The sequence below is a fragment of the Novosphingobium mangrovisedimenti genome, from assembly GCF_025153475.1.
Taxonomy (GTDB): Bacteria; Pseudomonadota; Alphaproteobacteria; order Sphingomonadales; family Sphingomonadaceae; genus Novosphingobium; species Novosphingobium mangrovi_A.
Genome location: NZ_JANZXA010000005.1, coordinates 81617 through 97820, shown reverse-complemented (window position 1 = coordinate 97820; position 16204 = coordinate 81617). Strand labels below are relative to the sequence as shown.

Annotated in this window: 20 protein-coding genes; 11 read left to right on the top strand and 9 right to left on the bottom strand. The window is 65.4% G+C overall.

The window, feature by feature from the left end:
- Positions 1 to 63 precede the first annotated feature (63 nt).
- The 5 genes from NZK81_RS09080 to NZK81_RS09060 all read left to right on the top strand — a co-directional run bounded on the left by NZK81_RS09080 (position 64) and on the right by NZK81_RS09060 (position 4457).
- Entirely contained in the window at positions 64 to 1179 is a 1116-nt protein-coding gene (locus tag NZK81_RS09080) for an ABC transporter permease (protein WP_260045810.1), read from the top strand.
- The gene (locus NZK81_RS09075; protein ID WP_260045809.1) at positions 1176 to 2018 is read left to right on the top strand and encodes an ABC transporter ATP-binding protein; all 843 of its coding nucleotides are present in this window, start codon (positions 1176 to 1178) and stop codon (positions 2016 to 2018) included. Before NZK81_RS09080 ends, NZK81_RS09075 begins: the two co-directional genes overlap by 4 nt.
- Before the next feature lie 9 nt (positions 2019 to 2027).
- Positions 2028 to 2966, top strand: a complete 939-nt coding sequence (locus tag NZK81_RS09070; RefSeq protein WP_260045808.1) for an MlaD family protein — start codon at positions 2028 to 2030, stop codon at positions 2964 to 2966.
- Between the two features lie 23 nt (positions 2967 to 2989).
- On the top strand, positions 2990 to 3625 hold the full coding sequence (locus NZK81_RS09065) for an ABC-type transport auxiliary lipoprotein family protein (RefSeq protein WP_260045807.1): 636 nt from the start codon (positions 2990 to 2992) through the stop codon (positions 3623 to 3625).
- A 274-nt stretch (positions 3626 to 3899) separates the two neighbouring features.
- Positions 3900 to 4457, top strand: coding sequence for an outer membrane protein (locus tag NZK81_RS09060; protein ID WP_260045806.1), 558 nt, complete (start codon positions 3900 to 3902; stop codon positions 4455 to 4457).
- Positions 4458 to 4549: 92 nt separating this feature from the next.
- On the opposite strand, the gene NZK81_RS09055 is transcribed toward NZK81_RS09060, so the two are convergent.
- Genes NZK81_RS09055 through crcB form a run of 7 tightly spaced genes read right to left on the bottom strand, consistent with a single transcriptional unit; the run spans position 4550 to position 9097 of the window.
- A complete protein-coding gene (locus NZK81_RS09055) occupies positions 4550 to 5281 on the bottom strand; it encodes an Nmad3 family putative nucleotide modification protein (RefSeq protein ID WP_260045805.1) in 732 nt (243 codons plus the stop codon).
- Positions 5278 to 5976: an ATP12 family chaperone protein gene (locus NZK81_RS09050; RefSeq protein ID WP_260045804.1), complete on the bottom strand. Its 699-nt coding sequence runs from the start codon at positions 5974 to 5976 to the stop codon at positions 5278 to 5280. Before NZK81_RS09050 ends, NZK81_RS09055 begins: the two co-directional genes overlap by 4 nt.
- Positions 5973 to 6188: a hypothetical protein gene (locus NZK81_RS09045; protein ID WP_260045803.1), complete on the bottom strand. Its 216-nt coding sequence runs from the start codon at positions 6186 to 6188 to the stop codon at positions 5973 to 5975. Before NZK81_RS09045 ends, NZK81_RS09050 begins: the two co-directional genes overlap by 4 nt.
- Positions 6185 to 6835, bottom strand: a complete 651-nt coding sequence (locus NZK81_RS09040) for an HAD-IA family hydrolase (RefSeq protein WP_260045802.1) — start codon at positions 6833 to 6835, stop codon at positions 6185 to 6187. The genes NZK81_RS09045 and NZK81_RS09040 overlap by 4 nt, the downstream gene beginning before the upstream one ends.
- Positions 6832 to 7392, bottom strand: coding sequence for an FMN-binding negative transcriptional regulator (locus NZK81_RS09035; protein WP_419181665.1), 561 nt, complete (start codon positions 7390 to 7392; stop codon positions 6832 to 6834). The genes NZK81_RS09040 and NZK81_RS09035 overlap by 4 nt, the downstream gene beginning before the upstream one ends.
- Positions 7393 to 7433: 41 nt before the next feature.
- Complete coding sequence (locus NZK81_RS09030) at positions 7434 to 8684, bottom strand: RluA family pseudouridine synthase (protein WP_260045800.1); 1251 nt, start codon at positions 8682 to 8684, stop codon at positions 7434 to 7436.
- 5 nt (positions 8685 to 8689) lie between these two features.
- Positions 8690 to 9097, bottom strand: coding sequence for a fluoride efflux transporter CrcB (gene crcB / locus NZK81_RS09025; protein WP_260045799.1), 408 nt, complete (start codon positions 9095 to 9097; stop codon positions 8690 to 8692).
- Positions 9098 to 9502: 405 nt separating this feature from the next.
- Between crcB and rpsU the strand changes: the two genes are divergently transcribed.
- The 5 genes from rpsU (at position 9503) to NZK81_RS09000 (ending at position 12726) form a co-directional block, all read left to right on the top strand.
- Positions 9503 to 9709, top strand: coding sequence for a 30S ribosomal protein S21 (gene rpsU / locus NZK81_RS09020; protein WP_007011585.1), 207 nt, complete (start codon positions 9503 to 9505; stop codon positions 9707 to 9709).
- Between the two features lie 151 nt (positions 9710 to 9860).
- Complete coding sequence (locus NZK81_RS09015; RefSeq protein WP_260045798.1) at positions 9861 to 10376, top strand: FKBP-type peptidyl-prolyl cis-trans isomerase; 516 nt, start codon at positions 9861 to 9863, stop codon at positions 10374 to 10376.
- Positions 10377 to 10483: 107 nt separating this feature from the next.
- A complete protein-coding gene (gene gatC, locus NZK81_RS09010; protein ID WP_260045797.1) occupies positions 10484 to 10786 on the top strand; it encodes an Asp-tRNA(Asn)/Glu-tRNA(Gln) amidotransferase subunit GatC in 303 nt (100 codons plus the stop codon).
- 111 nt (positions 10787 to 10897) lie between these two features.
- Complete coding sequence (gene gatA / locus NZK81_RS09005) at positions 10898 to 12385, top strand: Asp-tRNA(Asn)/Glu-tRNA(Gln) amidotransferase subunit GatA (RefSeq protein WP_260045796.1); 1488 nt, start codon at positions 10898 to 10900, stop codon at positions 12383 to 12385.
- Positions 12385 to 12726: a hypothetical protein gene (locus NZK81_RS09000; RefSeq protein WP_260045795.1), complete on the top strand. Its 342-nt coding sequence runs from the start codon at positions 12385 to 12387 to the stop codon at positions 12724 to 12726. The genes gatA and NZK81_RS09000 overlap by 1 nt, the downstream gene beginning before the upstream one ends.
- 82 nt (positions 12727 to 12808) lie before the next feature.
- On the opposite strand, the gene NZK81_RS08995 is transcribed toward NZK81_RS09000, so the two are convergent.
- Positions 12809 to 13660, bottom strand: a complete 852-nt coding sequence (locus NZK81_RS08995) for a 2OG-Fe(II) oxygenase (protein ID WP_260045794.1) — start codon at positions 13658 to 13660, stop codon at positions 12809 to 12811.
- 147 nt (positions 13661 to 13807) lie between these two features.
- Between NZK81_RS08995 and gatB the strand changes: the two genes are divergently transcribed.
- Positions 13808 to 15304, top strand: a complete 1497-nt coding sequence (gatB, locus tag NZK81_RS08990; protein ID WP_260045793.1) for an Asp-tRNA(Asn)/Glu-tRNA(Gln) amidotransferase subunit GatB — start codon at positions 13808 to 13810, stop codon at positions 15302 to 15304.
- A 54-nt stretch (positions 15305 to 15358) separates the two neighbouring features.
- Here gatB and NZK81_RS08985 read toward each other — a convergent pair whose 3' ends face one another.
- On the bottom strand, positions 15359 to 16186 hold the full coding sequence (locus NZK81_RS08985; protein ID WP_260045792.1) for a hypothetical protein: 828 nt from the start codon (positions 16184 to 16186) through the stop codon (positions 15359 to 15361).
- Positions 16187 to 16204 lie beyond the last annotated feature (18 nt).

The following is a 16204-nucleotide window of genomic DNA, read 5'->3' as shown; positions in this document are numbered from 1 at the left end:
CGCTTCGTCGCATGGGTAGAACCACTTGCCGGACCACGGTTTTTCCCTCAAATACGGGCGGACATGCGCGAATACGCGGAATTTACCCTGTCGGAAAGCGACGATGGCGGCGTCCCGACACTGGCGCTGAAGGGGGCGTTGCGAGTCTTTTCGCTCGGCGATCTCGATGCCCGGCTGGCCGCGCTCGACGGAAATTTCGCCTGTATCGACTTGTCGGGTGTGGACGATATCGACACCACCGGGGCATGGCTCGTCGCCAATTACGCGCGCGAGCACGGCCTTTCGATCACCGGCGAAAGCGAGCAGGCGCACCGGCTGCTCGCCGCGATCGGCAGCGTGGGAGAACATCCGGCCGAACCCCTGCCGGGGCCGTCGCTGCTGCCGCGCACGCTGGCCGACATCGGCGATGTGGTGATCGGCTGGGGGCACGGTTTCGTCAGGTCGATCGCGTTCCTGGGCGAACTGATCGCGGCCCTGGGCACGACCTTGCGCCACCCTTCGCGCCTGCGCGGCACGGCGCTGGTGCACCACATGCAGTACGTGGGTATCAACTCGCTGTGGATCATCGGGCTGATGAGCTTCCTGATCGGCATCGTCATCGCGCAGCAGGGTGCGGTGCAGCTCGAACAGTTCGGCGCGGAGATCTACACCATCAACCTCACCGGCCGCCTCTCGATGCGCGAACTGGGCATCCTGATGACCTCGATCATGGTCGCGGGCCGCTCGGGATCGGCTTTCGCCGCGCAGATCGGTACGATGAAGCTGACCGAGGAAGTCGATGCCATGCGCACGAGCGGCGTCTCGCCGATGGAGGCGCTGGTGGTGCCGCGCGTGCTTGCCTCGATGATCATGATGCCGCTGCTGGGCTTCTATTCGGCGGTGCTCTCGATCATCGGCGGCGCCTTCATCTCGAACTTCGCGCTCGACATCCCATTCTGGACCTTCCTCCAGCGCATGCAGGAAGTGGTGCCGATCACCGACGTGTGGGTCGGCCTGTCCAAGGCGCCGGTCTTCGGGCTGATCGTGGCGCTGGCCGGCTGCTACCAGGGCATGCAGGTTTCGGGCAGCGCCGAGGAAGTGGGCACGCGTACCACGCAGGCGGTGGTCACCGCGATCTTCACCGTGATCGTGCTCGACGCCTTTTTCGCCATCTTCTTCACGGAGATCGGCTGGAAATGACGGACCTTTCTGACGACTATCGGGGCGAATACCCCATCGTGGTCGAGGGGCTGCGCAATGCCTTCGGCGAGCATGTCGTGCACGAGGACCTCTCGCTCAAGGTGCGCAAGGGCGAGGTGCTGGGCGTGGTCGGCGGCTCGGGTACCGGCAAGTCGGTGCTGATGCGCTCGATCATCGGGTTGCAGCCACCCGCCGCTGGTTCGGTCGAAGTGCTCGGGCACGACATGATGGCGGATCACGACGGCGACGACATCGATATTCGCTCGCGCTGGGGCGTGCTGTTCCAGGGCGGCGCACTGTTCTCCACGCTGACCGTGGAAGAGAACGTCGAGGTCCCCCTCAAGCAGTTCTACCCGGAGCTTTCGGACAGACTGCGCAGCGAGATCGCCCGCTTCAAGGTGCGCCTGTCGGGGCTGCCCGAGGAGGCCGCGTTCAAGTATCCCAGCGAACTTTCGGGCGGCATGAAGAAGCGAGCCGGTCTGGCGCGCGCGCTGGCGCTCGATCCGGAACTGCTGTTCCTCGACGAGCCGACCGCGGGGCTTGACCCGATCGGTGCGGCCGCCTTCGACAACCTGACGCGCGAGCTGAAGGAGACGCTGGGGCTGACGGTGTTCCTCATCACCCACGACCTCGACACGCTCTACGCCGTCTGCGACCGTGTGGCGGTGCTCGCGGACAGGCAGGTGATCGCGGTCGGCACGATCCCGGAACTTCTCGCACTCGACCATCCGTGGATCCAGGAATACTTCAACGGCCCGCGCGGCCGGGCTGCGCTGGCGGCAAAAGGCGATCCCGAAGTCGAGACCGCCATGGACAGTGCAGGCAACACGGGGGCATAGGCTTACGGCATGGAAACACGGGCCAATCACGTCTGGGTAGGAGCCGTCACGCTGGCGTTGCTGGTGGCGCTCGCCGCGGCCATCGTCTGGATCGCGCGGCTCAACGAGGGTGCGCAGAACGAATACGACATCTTTTTCAAGCAGTCGGTGGACGGCCTCGCCAAGGGATCGGAGGTCGCCTATTCGGGCGTGCCGGTGGGACAGGTGCGGCAGATCGAACTGTGGCGCAAGGACCCCAGCTTCGTGCGCGTGCGCATCCGCGTCGACGAGAAGGTGCCGATCACCATCGGCACCTCGGCGACGATCCAGGGTAGCTTCACCGGCGTTTCCGACATCCAGCTGGAAGGTGCGAAGAAGGGCGCTCCGCCGCTCACCGAGCCCGGGCCGGAAGGGGTCCCCGTCATTCCCACCAGCCGTGGCGGCCTCAGCGAGGTGCTGGCCAACGCCCCGCTGCTGATGGAGCGCCTTGCGACGCTGACTGAAAATCTCAATCTCCTGCTGTCCGAGGACAACCGTCGCTCGATCACCGGCATCCTGCACAATGCCGACAAGATGACGCGCGACCTGTCCGGCGCGACGCCCGAAGTGCGCAAGACGCTCAAGGAGCTGCAGGGCACGCTCGATCAGGCGACCAAGACGCTCGCCGCTTTCGAGGGCGTTGCCGACAAGGCCGGCAATCTGCTGGGCACGGACAGCAATTCGCTGGCGGCGCAGCTTCGCCGCACGCTGTCCTCGGCGCAGAAGTCGATGGACCAGCTCAATGCCACGATGGCGCACGCGCAGCCGGCGCTGGACCAGGTTTCGCAAAGCACGCTGCCCGCCGCCGAGGCCGCGATCCGCGACTTGCGCGCGACCAGCAAGGCGCTGCGCAACGTGACCGAGAAGATCGACGAGCAGGGGGCCGGCGCACTGCTCAAGGGCCAGAAGCTGCCCGACTACAAGCCGTGACTCTGGCCATGATTGGGAACGTGATGGAAAAAGCGACGAAGCCCTCGGGCACAGACCGTATCGTCAAGGGCCTGCTGATCGCGGCCGCGTGCCTCGGCCTGTCGGGGTGCATCAGCCTTGGCGGAAAGGCGCCCGAGGAATTGTTTCGCCTGACCGCCGAGGAAACCGCCCCGGCCGGGGCGGCCGTGAGCGGGCAGCTGGCCGATGCGATCGTCGTGCTCGATCCGGATGCCGATCGCAGTCTCGACGTGCTGCGCGTGCCGGTGCGCGTGGATGCCTCGCGGCTGGCCTACCTGAAGAACGCGGCCTGGATCGAAAAGCCCACGCGCCAGTTCCGTTCGCTGCTGGCCGAGACGATCCGCGCCCGCACCGGCAAGCTGGTGGTCGAGGGCGGCGACTACGAAGTGACCGGCAAGACCGTGATCGGCGGACGCCTGCTGCGGCTGGGCTACGATGCGCAGAAGCGGGCCGTCGTGGTAAGCTTCGATGCCGTGCGTACCGATGGCATCGATGGGTCGCAGATCGCCACCAAGCGCTTCGAGGCGGTGGTCAACGACGTCGTGCCGAAGGCCGAGGCGGTAGGCCCCGCGCTAAATGCAGCGGCCAACGACGTCGCGCGGCAGGTATCGGACTGGCTTGCGGGTGAAAGCCCGAAGTAACGTTCCCTTGGAATCGGCTTTGCATTTTTAAAGGCCTGCCTGCAAAAATAATTCTTGGACAGGCTTCAAGCATTTCTCTTTAATCGTTTGAAGCGGGGAAAATCCGGGGAAGTTCCCCGTTTTGCCGGTTCTGGCCTGTTGCTGCCCCGCAACAATGACAGTTCTGTTTCAGTGATGTGGCAACTATCCGGTTTGCCTGCATTTTTTCGATCTGTATGCGGCGCCTCCCCGCAGCCGAATTCGGCGCGGAAGGTTAGTACATGCAGGAGTTATCATGAAGAAGTTCGCCATTGCAGGCGCTGCCGCCGCGTTGTTCGCGATCCCGGCCGCAGCCAATGCCCAGGCCTATGTGCAGGTGGAAACCGGTCTCGATTCGATCTCGGTCCAGGGCGAGTCGGACGAGGGCCTGAACTACGGCGTTTCGGCGGGCTACGACCTTCCGCTGTCGGGCGGCATGTTCGTCGGCATCCAGGGCACCGTTGCGGATAGCACCACCAAGGAATGCGCCCGCGACGTCCTCGCCGCCGGCGATCGTCTGTGCGTCAAGACCGGCCGCGATCTGGCCGCCGTCGTCCGTCTCGGCACCTCGGTGGGCGACAAGAGCAAGCTCTATGTCTTCGGTGGCTACACCAACGCCCGCATCCGCGCGACCTACAGCGACGGCGTGGACTCGGCGAGCGACGGTGCCAACGGCGACGGTTTCCGTCTCGGCGCCGGCTACCAGTACGACCTGAGCGACAAGATCTTCGTCAAGGCCGAGTATCGCTACTCGAACTACGAATCCGACTTCAGCCGCCACAACGGCATCGTCGCGCTCGGCGTGAAGTTCTGATCGATCCGATCTCAAGAAGACAGGGCTGGCGTGTTCCCACACAGCCCTGACGGAAAGCCCGCTTCGGTTCGTCCGCAGCGGGCTTTTTCGCGTCAGCAGCCCTCGATCAGCGCAACGATCTGTTCCAGCCAGCGGCGCGGTTCCCGCGCGCGGCCGAGGTCGCAGACGAATTCCTGCCCGCGTTTGGCGGAATCGAGCCCGGTGCGGCCGATCCAGCGTTCGGGTCGGTCATGGTAGGTGAGGCCACGGCGTTTTAGCCAAGGCGGCACGTCCCACAGGTTGAGCGGGCCGCCGGGCCGGGTGAGGCGCAGGGCGGGATTTGCCGAGACGGCCGTTGTGCCGGTCCCGAACCACAGCGCGTTGTTGGCCGGCCATTCGCCCGAAAGGTGCGGATGCGGGCGCGGCGGATTGCACCAGTGTTGTGAGCGGGCAACCGCATCGGGCGCGCCGCAAGCCAGCACTTTCATATGGCCGAAGATGCGGTGATGTCGCTCGCCCGTCTCGGGATCGGCAAAGAGGCCGAAGAACACGAAATGATCGCCCGGACCGACGCCGTGCTTGATGAGGTGCCCCTGTGCCGCGCCGCATTGGCCGAACCAGCACAGTCCATCCGCGAACATCGGATCGTCATGGCACAAGTCCGCACCGGTCAGCTTGCCGCGCGTGGTCTGCGTGACGAGGTCCTGCAGCCCGCGGTCGGCAAAGGTCGTGCAGGAACGGTCGCGCGCGGGGATCGGCAGCGAGACGGGCACGCCGTCCACGATCGGGGAGGGGACGCCCCCGGCCGTGCTGTCGAACCCCTTGCGGCTGAAGATCAGCTTCATTCGGCGCGCGAGAGTTCCGCCATGCGCATCGCCAGCGTGAAGGCCTCGAAGCGGGCGGTGCGGCGTTCGGCGGCTTCCCAGTCCTCGCCCCACAGCTCGATCTGCCAGTCGGATTCGAGTTCGGCAGCTTTCCACAGCGCCTCGGCATCGGCGCCGGGGCGGATCGCCTCGGTGGCGATGGTCAGCGAGGCGGCGAGGCTGGCCAGCATCTTGAGCGCGGCGAGGGCGAAGTTGCTTTCGGCTTCGATCTCTTGCCGCAGCCGCGCCAGCGTCACTTCGGGCTGGGGCTTGTGGAGAATGCCCGAGATGCGTGTGAAACGCACGCCGAGGCGTTCCTCGATCGATGCGAGCAGCGGCTCCCAGACTTCGAGTTGGCGCTGATAGAGCGCTTCGTCGGGATCGGCGCGGTAGCACAGCGTATCGGTCTCTGCATAAGGCAGCAGGTCGGCGATCACTTTCGTGCGGTCCGGCGTGACGGCATCGATGGCGAAATCGGCAAGATCGCGGAAGTGGAAGGCGGCAGGGTCGATTTCTTCGCCCTGACCGGCCCATTCCGCGGCGAGTTCTTCGGCCAGCGCCTTGCTTGGCACGACCTGCGCCCGGCCGCCGGCGGTCTTGATGCCGCGCCCGTCGAGCAGCACGCGCCAGCCGCCGTCGGTCTGATCGACGGTTACGTCCTTGTAGAAGCGTTTCATTTCGGTGTGCGCCACTTGCGAATGAGAATCGGGGGGATGACGAAAATGTCGACCAGCCCGTTGGCGAGAAGCAGATAGCCCACCCAATCGGGCAGGCCGGGAAGCAGGCGACCGGTGGCGACGAGCAGGCCCACGACCACGAAGGCCACGCCCATCAGGCGCGTGATGTGGATCGCGGCAAAGCGCGCGGCGGCGGGATCTTTCTCGCTCATGTCTGAAGGTATTCCAGCAACTCGGCGGGGGTCTCCACGACCTTTTCGGCCCCGGCCGCGATCAGTTCGTGCGGGTGGTGGTAGCCCCAGTCGACTCCAATCGCGCGGGTGCCGGCGCTGGTCGCCATCTGCATGTCGTAGCCGGTATCGCCGATCATCACCGCCTCTTCGGGCAGTGCGCCCGCTTCGAACAGCGCTTCTTCCAGCATGGCCGGGTGCGGCTTGGAAGGGTGGCGGTCGGCGGTCTGCAGGGTGACGAAGAGGTCGGAAATGCCGTTGTCGGCAAGGCAATGCGCCAGCCCGCGATCGGACATGCCGGTGGCGACGCCCAGCGTCCAGCCCGCGCCGTGGAGTGTGCGCAGCAGGTCCTCGATGCCGGGAAACAGCGGCTGTGCGACACGACCCTCGCTGCGTGCGGTGCGGAAGGCCTCTTTATAGGCATCGGCCATGGCGTGCTGCTGTTCCTCGCTGCTGTCGGGCAGCAACTGGCGGATCGCACGGGGCAGCGAGAGGCCCACCGCGCGGCGGATGTTCCCGCGCGAGGGGGCGGGCAGGTCGAAGGCAGCGAAGGCGATCTCCATCGCTTCGCAGATCGAGGCCTGCCCGTCGATGAGCGTGCCGTCGCAATCGAACACGGCAAGTTTCATCCGACCACGTCCCGCATAAGCTGGGCAATGGCGCGTGAGCCTTCCTGTTCAAGGCCCAGCGCCACACGCTCGCGCTCGTCGGCGCTCTTGTTCTGCGAGAGCTTGAAGGTCGGCCGCCATGCCTGCGCTTCCAGCTCGAAGCCGACGATGGCGCCCTTGAGCTGGCTCAGCCGTGCGGGGGGCACCTTGTCCATCGTCCAGGGCGTGCCGCTGGCGATACGCGTCTCGTTGTGGGCCGAGAGCGCTTCGAGCATGCCTTGCAGCCCGTCATCGTCCATCCGCCGCACGCGGCCCTCGATTTCGACGGTGACGTAGTTCCACGTCGGCACTTCCACGGTGCTCTCGTACCAGCGCGGCGAGACATAGGCCTCGGGGCCGTTGACCACGGCCAGCGCGGTCATGCCGTCAAGGTGGCGGGCAAGCGCATTGCCGCGCGCGAGGTGGAATTGCAGCGCGCCATCGCCGGTCCACAGCAGCGGCGTATGGGCCACGCGCGGGCCGTCGGGCGTGGTCGCGAAGATCATGCCGAAGCCGATCTCGGCGACCAGGGCTTCCATCAGCGCCCGGTTCTCCGTGCGGAATTGCGCGTTGGGGTGCATCAGCGGCGGCCTTTCGGGCCGCCGGGACGCGCACCGCCGGGCTTGCGCGGGCCGGGTCGGGCGGACGGTTTGCCGCCGGGTTTGCCGGGCGTCTTCCTCGTGCCGGGGGTGCCGGCCGCCTTGCCGGAACGGACCCGCCCCGACGGGCTGTCACTGCGCTTGCGGCGCTCGCCGCGGCGTTCCTTGCGGTATTCCTTGGCGTGGGCCTTGGCGGCGCGCTTTTCGTCGGCCTTGGTCGGCTCGGGCGGGGCCGGGGGTAGTTCCGCGCCGTCCGCCTCGTCGAAGCCGAGCGAGGCCATCGAATTGGCGAAGTGTTCGGGCAGGGGGGCGGTCACGTCCAGAGGGGTGCCGTCCGGGTGGTCGATGATGAGGCGCCGCGCGTGCAGGTGCATCTTGCGGCTGATCGTACCCGAAAGGAACGCGTCCTGCCCACCGTACTTGCCGTCGCCGACGATGGGATGGCCGATGGCGGCCATGTGCACGCGTAGCTGGTGGGTGCGGCCGGTCAGCGGATGCAGTTCCACCCAGGCGGCGCGGTTGCCGGCGCGGTCGAGCACGCGGTAGCGGGTGCGCGCGGGCTGGCCGTTCTCCTCGTCGACGTGCATCTTCTCGCCGCCGGTGCCCGGCTGCTTGGCGAGCGGCAGTTCGATCATGCCGTCGCTGATGTTCGGCACGCCCACCACCAGCGCCCAGTAGATCTTCTTGGCCGAGCGCCCCGAAAAGCGCTTGGAGAAGAACGCGGCGCTGCCTGGCGTGCGCGCGATCAGCAGCACGCCCGAGGTATCCTTGTCGAGCCGGTGGACGAGGCGCGGGCGCGGGGGATCCTTTGTGTCCCCCGGCCCGCCCATCGCAAAGGCATCGAGCAGGCCGTCGACGTGCTGCTTCATGCCCGATCCGCCCTGCGTGGCGAGCCCGGGCGGCTTGTTGAGCACGATCGCGGCGCGGTCCTGCGTCAGCACCATCGAATCGGCGAGGGCCAGTTCTTCCTCGGTCAGTTCGCGTCGGGGGCGGGGCGCCTTGCCGCCGGGCCTGGCCTCGCCGCCGGGCGGCACGCGCAGGACCTGCCCGGTCTCCAGCCGGGTGTCGACGTCGGCGCGCTTGCCGTCGACGCGGATCTGCCCGGTGCGTGCCCAGCGCGATACGGTGGCGAAGCCCACCTGCGGCAAGTGGCGCTTGAACCAGCGGTCGAGCCTGACGCCATCGTCGTCGGTGCCGACGGTGAACTGGCGGACGGAATCGGTATCAGCCATCGCGCTTACCCCACGTGCCGCATGAGCGCGAGGCCGAGGAACAGCCCGGTCACGCCTGCGATTACCGAAATGCCTGTGTAGAAGGCGGCAAGGCCCAGTTGGCCGCGCTCGGCCAGCGTGACGATGTCCAGGCTGAACGAGGAAAAGGTGGTGAAGCCGCCCAGCATCCCGGTCGCGAGGAACAGCCGCGTTCCTTCGCCATGGCTGCCGAAGCGGGCAAGCCAGCCGATCAGCAGCCCCATGAACAGGCTGCCGAGCACGTTGACGGTCAGCGTGGCGAAGGGGAATTCGCTGGCGCGTATGGGGCCGATCATGGCGGTCCAGGCGCGGCCGACGAGAAAGCGCAGCCAGGCGCCGGTGCCGCCGCCCAGCGCTACGTAAAGCGATGCGGCAAGGAAGGAAGGTTGAGGCATCAGGCCGCCTTAGCCGCGAACGCGGGGTTTTCCAATCTCCGCCATGATCGGGCGGGCGCGGTTCGGGCGGGTGTGCCGAATCGGCGCGGTGCGGCATGCATCTGCATGGAATGCCCATCTGCATGGAACGCCTTGCGAGCGGGTTCGTCCGGATGCGGCCTTGTTGCCAGCCAACTGGAATAACCGGCGCAGGTGTGGTATTAAGGCATCGAAGGCCGAGTTACGTGCCCGGCGCGAGACAAGTTCTCTCGCGAGATTGCTTGCCTTTTTGCCAGTCCGGTGCTAGCGGCCCCCAACTTCGAGCCGACCCCGATGGGGATTCGGCGTGTTTTCGTATTTTATATGAGTGTGCCCCCGCGTCGGAATGCGGGGCTAGCGCATTCGATTTGTGAGGTGTGTCGGTTTATGCAAATCATGGTTCGCGACAACAATGTTGATCAGGCCCTTCGTGCGCTCAAGAAGAAGCTGCAGCGGGAAGGTGTCTATCGCGAAATGAAGCTGCGCCGTCACTACGAAAAGCCCTCCGAGAAGCGCGCCCGCGAAAAGGCCGCTGCCGTTCGTCGCGCCCGCAAGCTGGAGCGCAAGCGCATGGAGCGCGACGGCGTCAAGTAAGGCTGGAATCCTGCGCTTGTGCGCAGGGCGCCGCAAAATCTCCGGTTCCTCTTGAACGTGGGCCCGGCTTGAGCCATGAGGGCGCGGAAATCCCATCCGCGCCCTTTGTGCATCCATGCTCCGGGGCGAACCCGAACGAGGCCATTCGACGATGACAGAGATCACCCGCGTCCCGCTCCAGCCGATCGCCAAGGGCGCACTCACCAAGATCTGGCTGGGCGTGGCCGCGATTGCACTGGCTGCCGGCGGCATTGCCTATGCCGCGCTGCCGCCCGCCGTTCATGTCGAGACGCTGACCGCCGGCACCGGCGAATCGCCGACGATGGAAGACGTCGTGCTCATCAACTACAAGGGCACGCTGCCCGACGGTAAGGTCTTCGATCAGGCCACGCAGGTGCCGATGGCGCTGGGCGAAGTCGTCCCCGGCTTCAGCAAGGCGCTGGTGCAGATGCAGCGCGGCGGCAAGTACAAGGTCGAGATTCCCTCGGAACTGGCTTACGGCAGCAAGGCCGTGGGCGACATTCCGGCAAACACCGACCTGACCTTCGAGATCGAACTGCTGGACTTCAAGAGCCGCGCCGAGATCGAGCAGCAGCAGCGCATCATGCAGCAGCTGCAACAGATGCAGATGCAGTCCCAGGGCGGCGAGGCTCCGGTCCACCCCTGATCCGGCCTATGGCCGCTTGATGCGGTCTGGAGCGGGTGCTAGCGCCCGCTCACAGCCTATTTTCCGGGAGAGGCCGCGCGTCGGCCTCGCATCATTGAGGAACAGCCATGTCGGTCGATACCGCAACCGTGGCCAAGATCGCCAGCCTTGCCCGCATCAAGGTGAGCGAGCAGGAACTCGAGGCAATGGTGCCCGAGCTCAACGGCATTCTCGCCTGGGTCGAACAGCTCGGCGAAGTGGACGTCACCGGCATCGAGCCGATGACCGCCGTCATCCCCAACACGCTGCGCCTGCGCGACGACGTGATCGATGCCGATCCGCTCACCGGCGGCAACAAGCGCGATGCCGTGCTGGCGAATGCGCCCGCGGCCGAGCACGGTTTCTTCGGCGTGCCCAAGGTGATCGAGTGATACGCATCCTTCGACAAGCTCAGGATGAGCGGTCTTGGGAACAGAACGATTCTATCTCCGCTCGCCCTGAGCTTGTCGAAGGGCATGCGGCCACAACGGCTGGAAAACAGCATGACTGACCTTACCGAACTCGGCGTAGCTGCCATCCGCGACGGCGTTGCCAAGGGCGACTTCACCGCCGTCGAAGTGGCCGAAGCCTTCAACGCCAATGTCGCCGCTGCGCAGGAGGCCCTGAACGCCTTCATCGTCGCGACGCCCGAAGCCGCGATCGAGGCCGCGAAGGCCACCGATGCCAAGCGCACCGCGGGCGAGGCGCTGGGCAAGATGGGCGGCGTGCCGATCGGCATGAAGGACCTGTTCGCCACGGTCGGCGTGCAGACCACCGCGGCCAGCCACATCCTCGAAGGCTTCAAGCCCGAGTACGAGAGCACCGTCTCGCAGAAGCTGTGGGATGCGGGCGCGGGCATGCTTGGCAAGCTCAACCTCGACCAGTTCGCGATGGGCTCCTCGAACGAGACCAGCTATTTCGGCAACGTGATCTCGCCGTGGAAGCGCAACGACGGCGGCAATGCCGCGCTGGCGCCGGGCGGGTCCTCGGGCGGTTCATCCGCCGCCGTTTCCGCGCGGCTGTGCCCGGCGGCGACCGGCACCGACACCGGTGGCTCGATCCGCCAGCCCGCCGCCTTCACCGGCATCACCGGCATCAAGCCGACCTACGGGCGCTGCTCGCGCTGGGGTGTCGTCGCCTTCGCCAGCTCGCTCGATCAGGCGGGGCCGATGGCGCGCGACACGCGCGACTGTGCGATCATGCTCGAAGCCATGGCCGGTTTCGATCCCAAGGACGCGACCAGTCTCGACATGGCCGTTCCCGAATGGGAAGCGAACCTTTCGGCCGACATGAAGGGCAAGAAAGTCGGCATCCCGCGCGAATACCGCATGGACGGGATGGACGAGGACGTCGCCAAGTCCTGGGATCAGGGCATTGAATGGCTGAAGGACGCGGGCGCGGAGATCGTCGAGATCTCGCTGCCGCACACCAAGTACGCGCTGCCGGCCTACTACATCATCGCCCCGGCCGAGGCTTCCTCGAACCTCGCGCGCTATGACGGCGTGCGTTACGGCCTGCGTGACCTGCCCGATGGCGCCAACCTGCAGGACATGTACGCAGCAACCCGCGCTGCCGGGTTCGGCGCCGAAGTGAAGCGCCGCATCCTGATCGGCACCTACGTGCTCTCGGCAGGCTTCTACGATGCCTACTACACGCAGGCGCAGAAGGTGCGCACGCTGATCAGCCACGACTTCAAGAACGCCTTCACCGAATGCGACGTGATCCTCGCGCCGACCGCGCCGAGCGCTGCCTTCGCGCTCGGCGAGAATGTCGACGATCCGCTCAAGATGTACCTCAACGACGTCTTCGCGGTGCCCGCCTCGCTGGCGGGCCTGCCGGCGATGTCGGTCCCTGCCGGTCTCAACCGTGAAGGCCTGCCGCTGGGGCTGCAGATCATCGGCCAGGCATTCGACGAGCAGGGCGTATTGAACGCAGGCCTCGCGATCGAGCAGCGGGCCGGGTTCACGGCGAAGCCGGAGAAGTGGTGGTAATGATGATGAACCTGTCTACGGCCGGCGAATGGCTGGCGTGGGCAGGTATCGTCATTCCCCTGGGTGCGCTCGCATGGTCGGCGATATTCTACACGCTGGCGCGGCGTCGGGAGGTCAGCCATCAGGAATACCAGCGCTTTTTCCAGATCATGGATCACCTGGGGCAACCGGACGGAAGCGTGGCCTCGAAGATGGCGGCGGCTTTTGAATTGCGAAAGTACCCGGAGTATCGGGAGGTGATCATTCGTCTCTGCGAAAACTCAACGATCGATGGCCCCGCGGCAGAGATGCTGCGCGAAGAGATGCAGATCACGGCCGACTACATGCGGTCGTTGAAATAAGTAGGCCGTCCGGTGCTGCCGATGCGCAAGCGCATGGCAGGACCGGGACGCATCGGCAGGGGCTGACGGCGCCCTTGGCGCATCAGTACTCGGAGCGTTTGCCCAGCAGGTGACGGATGACGTAGCTCGTCCGTTCGCCCAGCGATGCCGCCTTGTCGTTGGTGCCGGGGCGCTTTTTCCACACGGTCGTATGCGGAATGCGCAGGCCTTCGGGAACCGTGTAGTAGTAGAGCGCGATCGAGCGCCGGGTGATGTCGGGCGGGGTTTCCAGCGGATCGGGGTGTCCGTGATAGCTGGTGCTGTCGGTGTTGAAGACGACCGCACGGCCGATTTCGGGCAGGACCTTGTGCTCGCAGGCGGTCATGGCCTTGTTCCACAACTCCAGCGCGCCGCCCCATTCCTCGTTCCAGTCCTCGTTGAGGAAGAGGATCAGGTTGAGCCGGCGACGCATCCGCGAGGTCGGATGGATGTTGAAATCCGCGTGGATCGACAAGTGGCCGCCACGGCGCGTTTCATGCAGGCCGCCGCCGACGAAGCGGGGATCGGACACCAGACCCTGTATGCCGGTCATCTTCTCGAGGAAGTTGAGGAAGGCGGCGGAATTCAGCGCGGAAAACAGGTCCTGGATATAGGCGCTGCGGATCTTGTCGAGCGTGTAGCCGGTCTTGAGCTGCGAGAATTCGTCCGAGAAACGGCCCTTTTCCGATTGCGGGAACTCGCGGTTGACCTCGCGCAGGATTTCCCGATCCATGAAATTATCAAGGACGATATGCGGGAAGGGCGAGGCGGTGCGGTAACGCTCCGCGTAGGAGGCGCCGATTTCCCTGGCGGCCTTGCGATCCAGTTCGAAGAAGCCGTCGTCACGCTTGAAATCGAGAACGGGCTTGCCCGTGGTGTCGGATTCGGCGCGTTCGGCTAGGACAGACTGGGTCATGGAGGCTGTATCCGCTTGAGAAGGGCTATGGGGTTTTATAAAGGTGGGCAGGTGCGTTAACCAGCCCTCATTTTGGGCTTGCCCCTTTCCGGAACATCCGTCACGCGGTAGAGCGCGGCAACAAACAAGAGTGTTTTCGAAAGTCTTATGTCAGATTATCGCATCCAGGGCGCAACCGGTGACTGGGAGGTCGTGATCGGCCTTGAGGTCCACGCGCAGGTCACGTCCAACTCCAAGCTGTTTTCCGGCTCGGCCACCGCGTTCGGTGCGGAGCCGAATTCGCAGGTGTCGCTGGTCGATGCGGCGATGCCGGGCATGCTGCCGGTACCGAACCGCGAGTGCATCCGTCAGGCGGTGCGCACCGGCATCGCCATCGATGCGCAGATCAACAAGTGGTCGCGCTTCGACCGCAAGAACTACTTCTACGCGGACTTGCCGCAGGGCTACCAGATCAGCCAGCTCTACCACCCGCTGGTGGGCGAGGGCTCGATCGAGATCGTGCTCGACGAGAAGGACCCCGAGGGCTCGACCAAGACCATCGGCATCGAGCGCATCCACGTCGAGCAGGACGCGGGCAAGCTTATGCACGACCAGCACCCGACGATGTCCTATGTCGACCTCAACCGCTCTGGCGTGGCGCTGATGGAAATCGTCAGCCGCCCGGACATGCGTTCTCCCGCCGAAGCGGGGGCTTACCTGTCGAAGCTGCGGACGATCCTGCGCTATGTCGGCTCGTGCGACGGCAACATGGACCAGGGCTCGATGCGCGCCGACGTCAACGTCTCGGTGCGCCGCCCGGGCGAACCGTTCGGCACCCGTACCGAGACCAAGAACGTCAACTCGGTGCGCTTCGTCATGCAGGCGATCGAGCACGAGGCGAACCGCCAGGTCGATGTTCTGGAAGGTGGCGGCAAGATCGTTCAGGAAACCCGCCTGTTCGATCCGGGCACCGGCACCACGCGCTCGATGCGCTCGAAGGAAGATGCGCACGATTACCGCTACTTCCCCGATCCCGACCTGCTGCCGCTCGAACTCGACGATGCCTTCCTCGAGGAATGCCGCAATTCGTTGCCCGAGCTGCCCGATGCCAAGCGTCACCGTTACGAGACCGATCTGGAGCTGTCTGCCTACAACGCGGGCGTTCTGACGGCCGATGTCGAGACCGCGCGCTGGTTCGAACTGTTGCTGGCGGAGACTGCCAAGGCCTCGGGCAAGCAGCCTGCGGAGGTCGCCAAGCAGGCGGCCAACTGGCTGATCTCCGAACTGTTCGGCGCGCTCAACAAGCTGGGCACCAGCCTTGAGGAATCGCCGGTAACCCCCGAAAAGGGCGGTGAACTTCTGGCGCTGATCGCCAAGGGCACGATTTCCGGTTCGGCGGCCAAGCAGGTGCTCGAGATCATGCTCGAAACCGGCGACGATGCCGGCACGATCGTCGAGCGCGAAGGCCTCAAGCAGGAATCCGACACCGGCGCGATCGAGGCCGAAGTCGACAAGGTCCTCGCCGCCAATGCCGACAAGGTCGAGCAGTACAAGGCCGGCAAGGTCCAGCTCTTCGGCTTCTTCGTCGGCCAGACGATGAAGGCCATGAAGGGCAAGGGCAACCCTCAGGTCGTGAACGAGATCCTGAAGGGCAAGCTGGACTGATGTACTAAACCGGCGGCGCTGCCATGGGCAGTGCCGCCGGTGTTCGGCAAGGCCTTACTTGCCGGCGCGGGCTTTCGCCGTGCGTTCGTTCTTGGCGAATTCCTCGAAGTTGCCCTGGAACACGGTGACCAGTTCATCGAGCGCGGCAATTGCGTCCTCACCCTCCTTGGGCGGGAAGAGCTTGAGGCCGTTGCCGCCCCAGGCCTTGTACTGGTAGTCGATCTTCTGGTCGTCTCCGAACTCGCGGACCATGAAGAGGGTCCTGAGCGAACGGCCGTAGATCATCGCCTTTTGATAGAAGACATCGGCGACGATGAGTTCGGAATAACAGGTCGCGGTTGAATCGGAGCGGCGCGTCTTGACGCTGTTCATCGTCTTGCGTTCGAGCGGCTGCTGGTGAAGCACGTAGGTCGTGCCCGGGGTGAGCCCGAGGTCCGTGCGCAGGTCGAGCGAGGTCAGGGCGTCGAGCTGGCTGGGGCTGTCGAGAGCGCTGGCAAGCAGCGTCTTGTTGTTGGCATCGGTGCCCGCGTGAAGCGCGGCGTCGATCAGGCCGCCGCCAAGCAATCCGGACGTCATCGAGTTCATGCGTTCCGCCGGCCAGATGTGCAATTCGCACCCGTCGGCAGGCTCGGCCGGGGAAATCCGGGTAGGTTGCGTCTCGGCTTGCCCGGCTTCCTCGGTTGCCTCAACGGCGTCTTCGGTGGTCTCGACAATGTCTTCCGTTGTCGCGACGGCATCTTCGGTTGTTTCGACCGCGTCTTCGGCGGCCTGTTCGGCGGCGGCAGGGGTTTCCACCGTTGTGCCTTCATCCTGCGCAAAAGCCGGAATGGCCGGCAGCAGGGCAATGGCCGACGCGGCCAGAATAAAACGACAGGCTTTCATATGTTCTCCCACGAACGA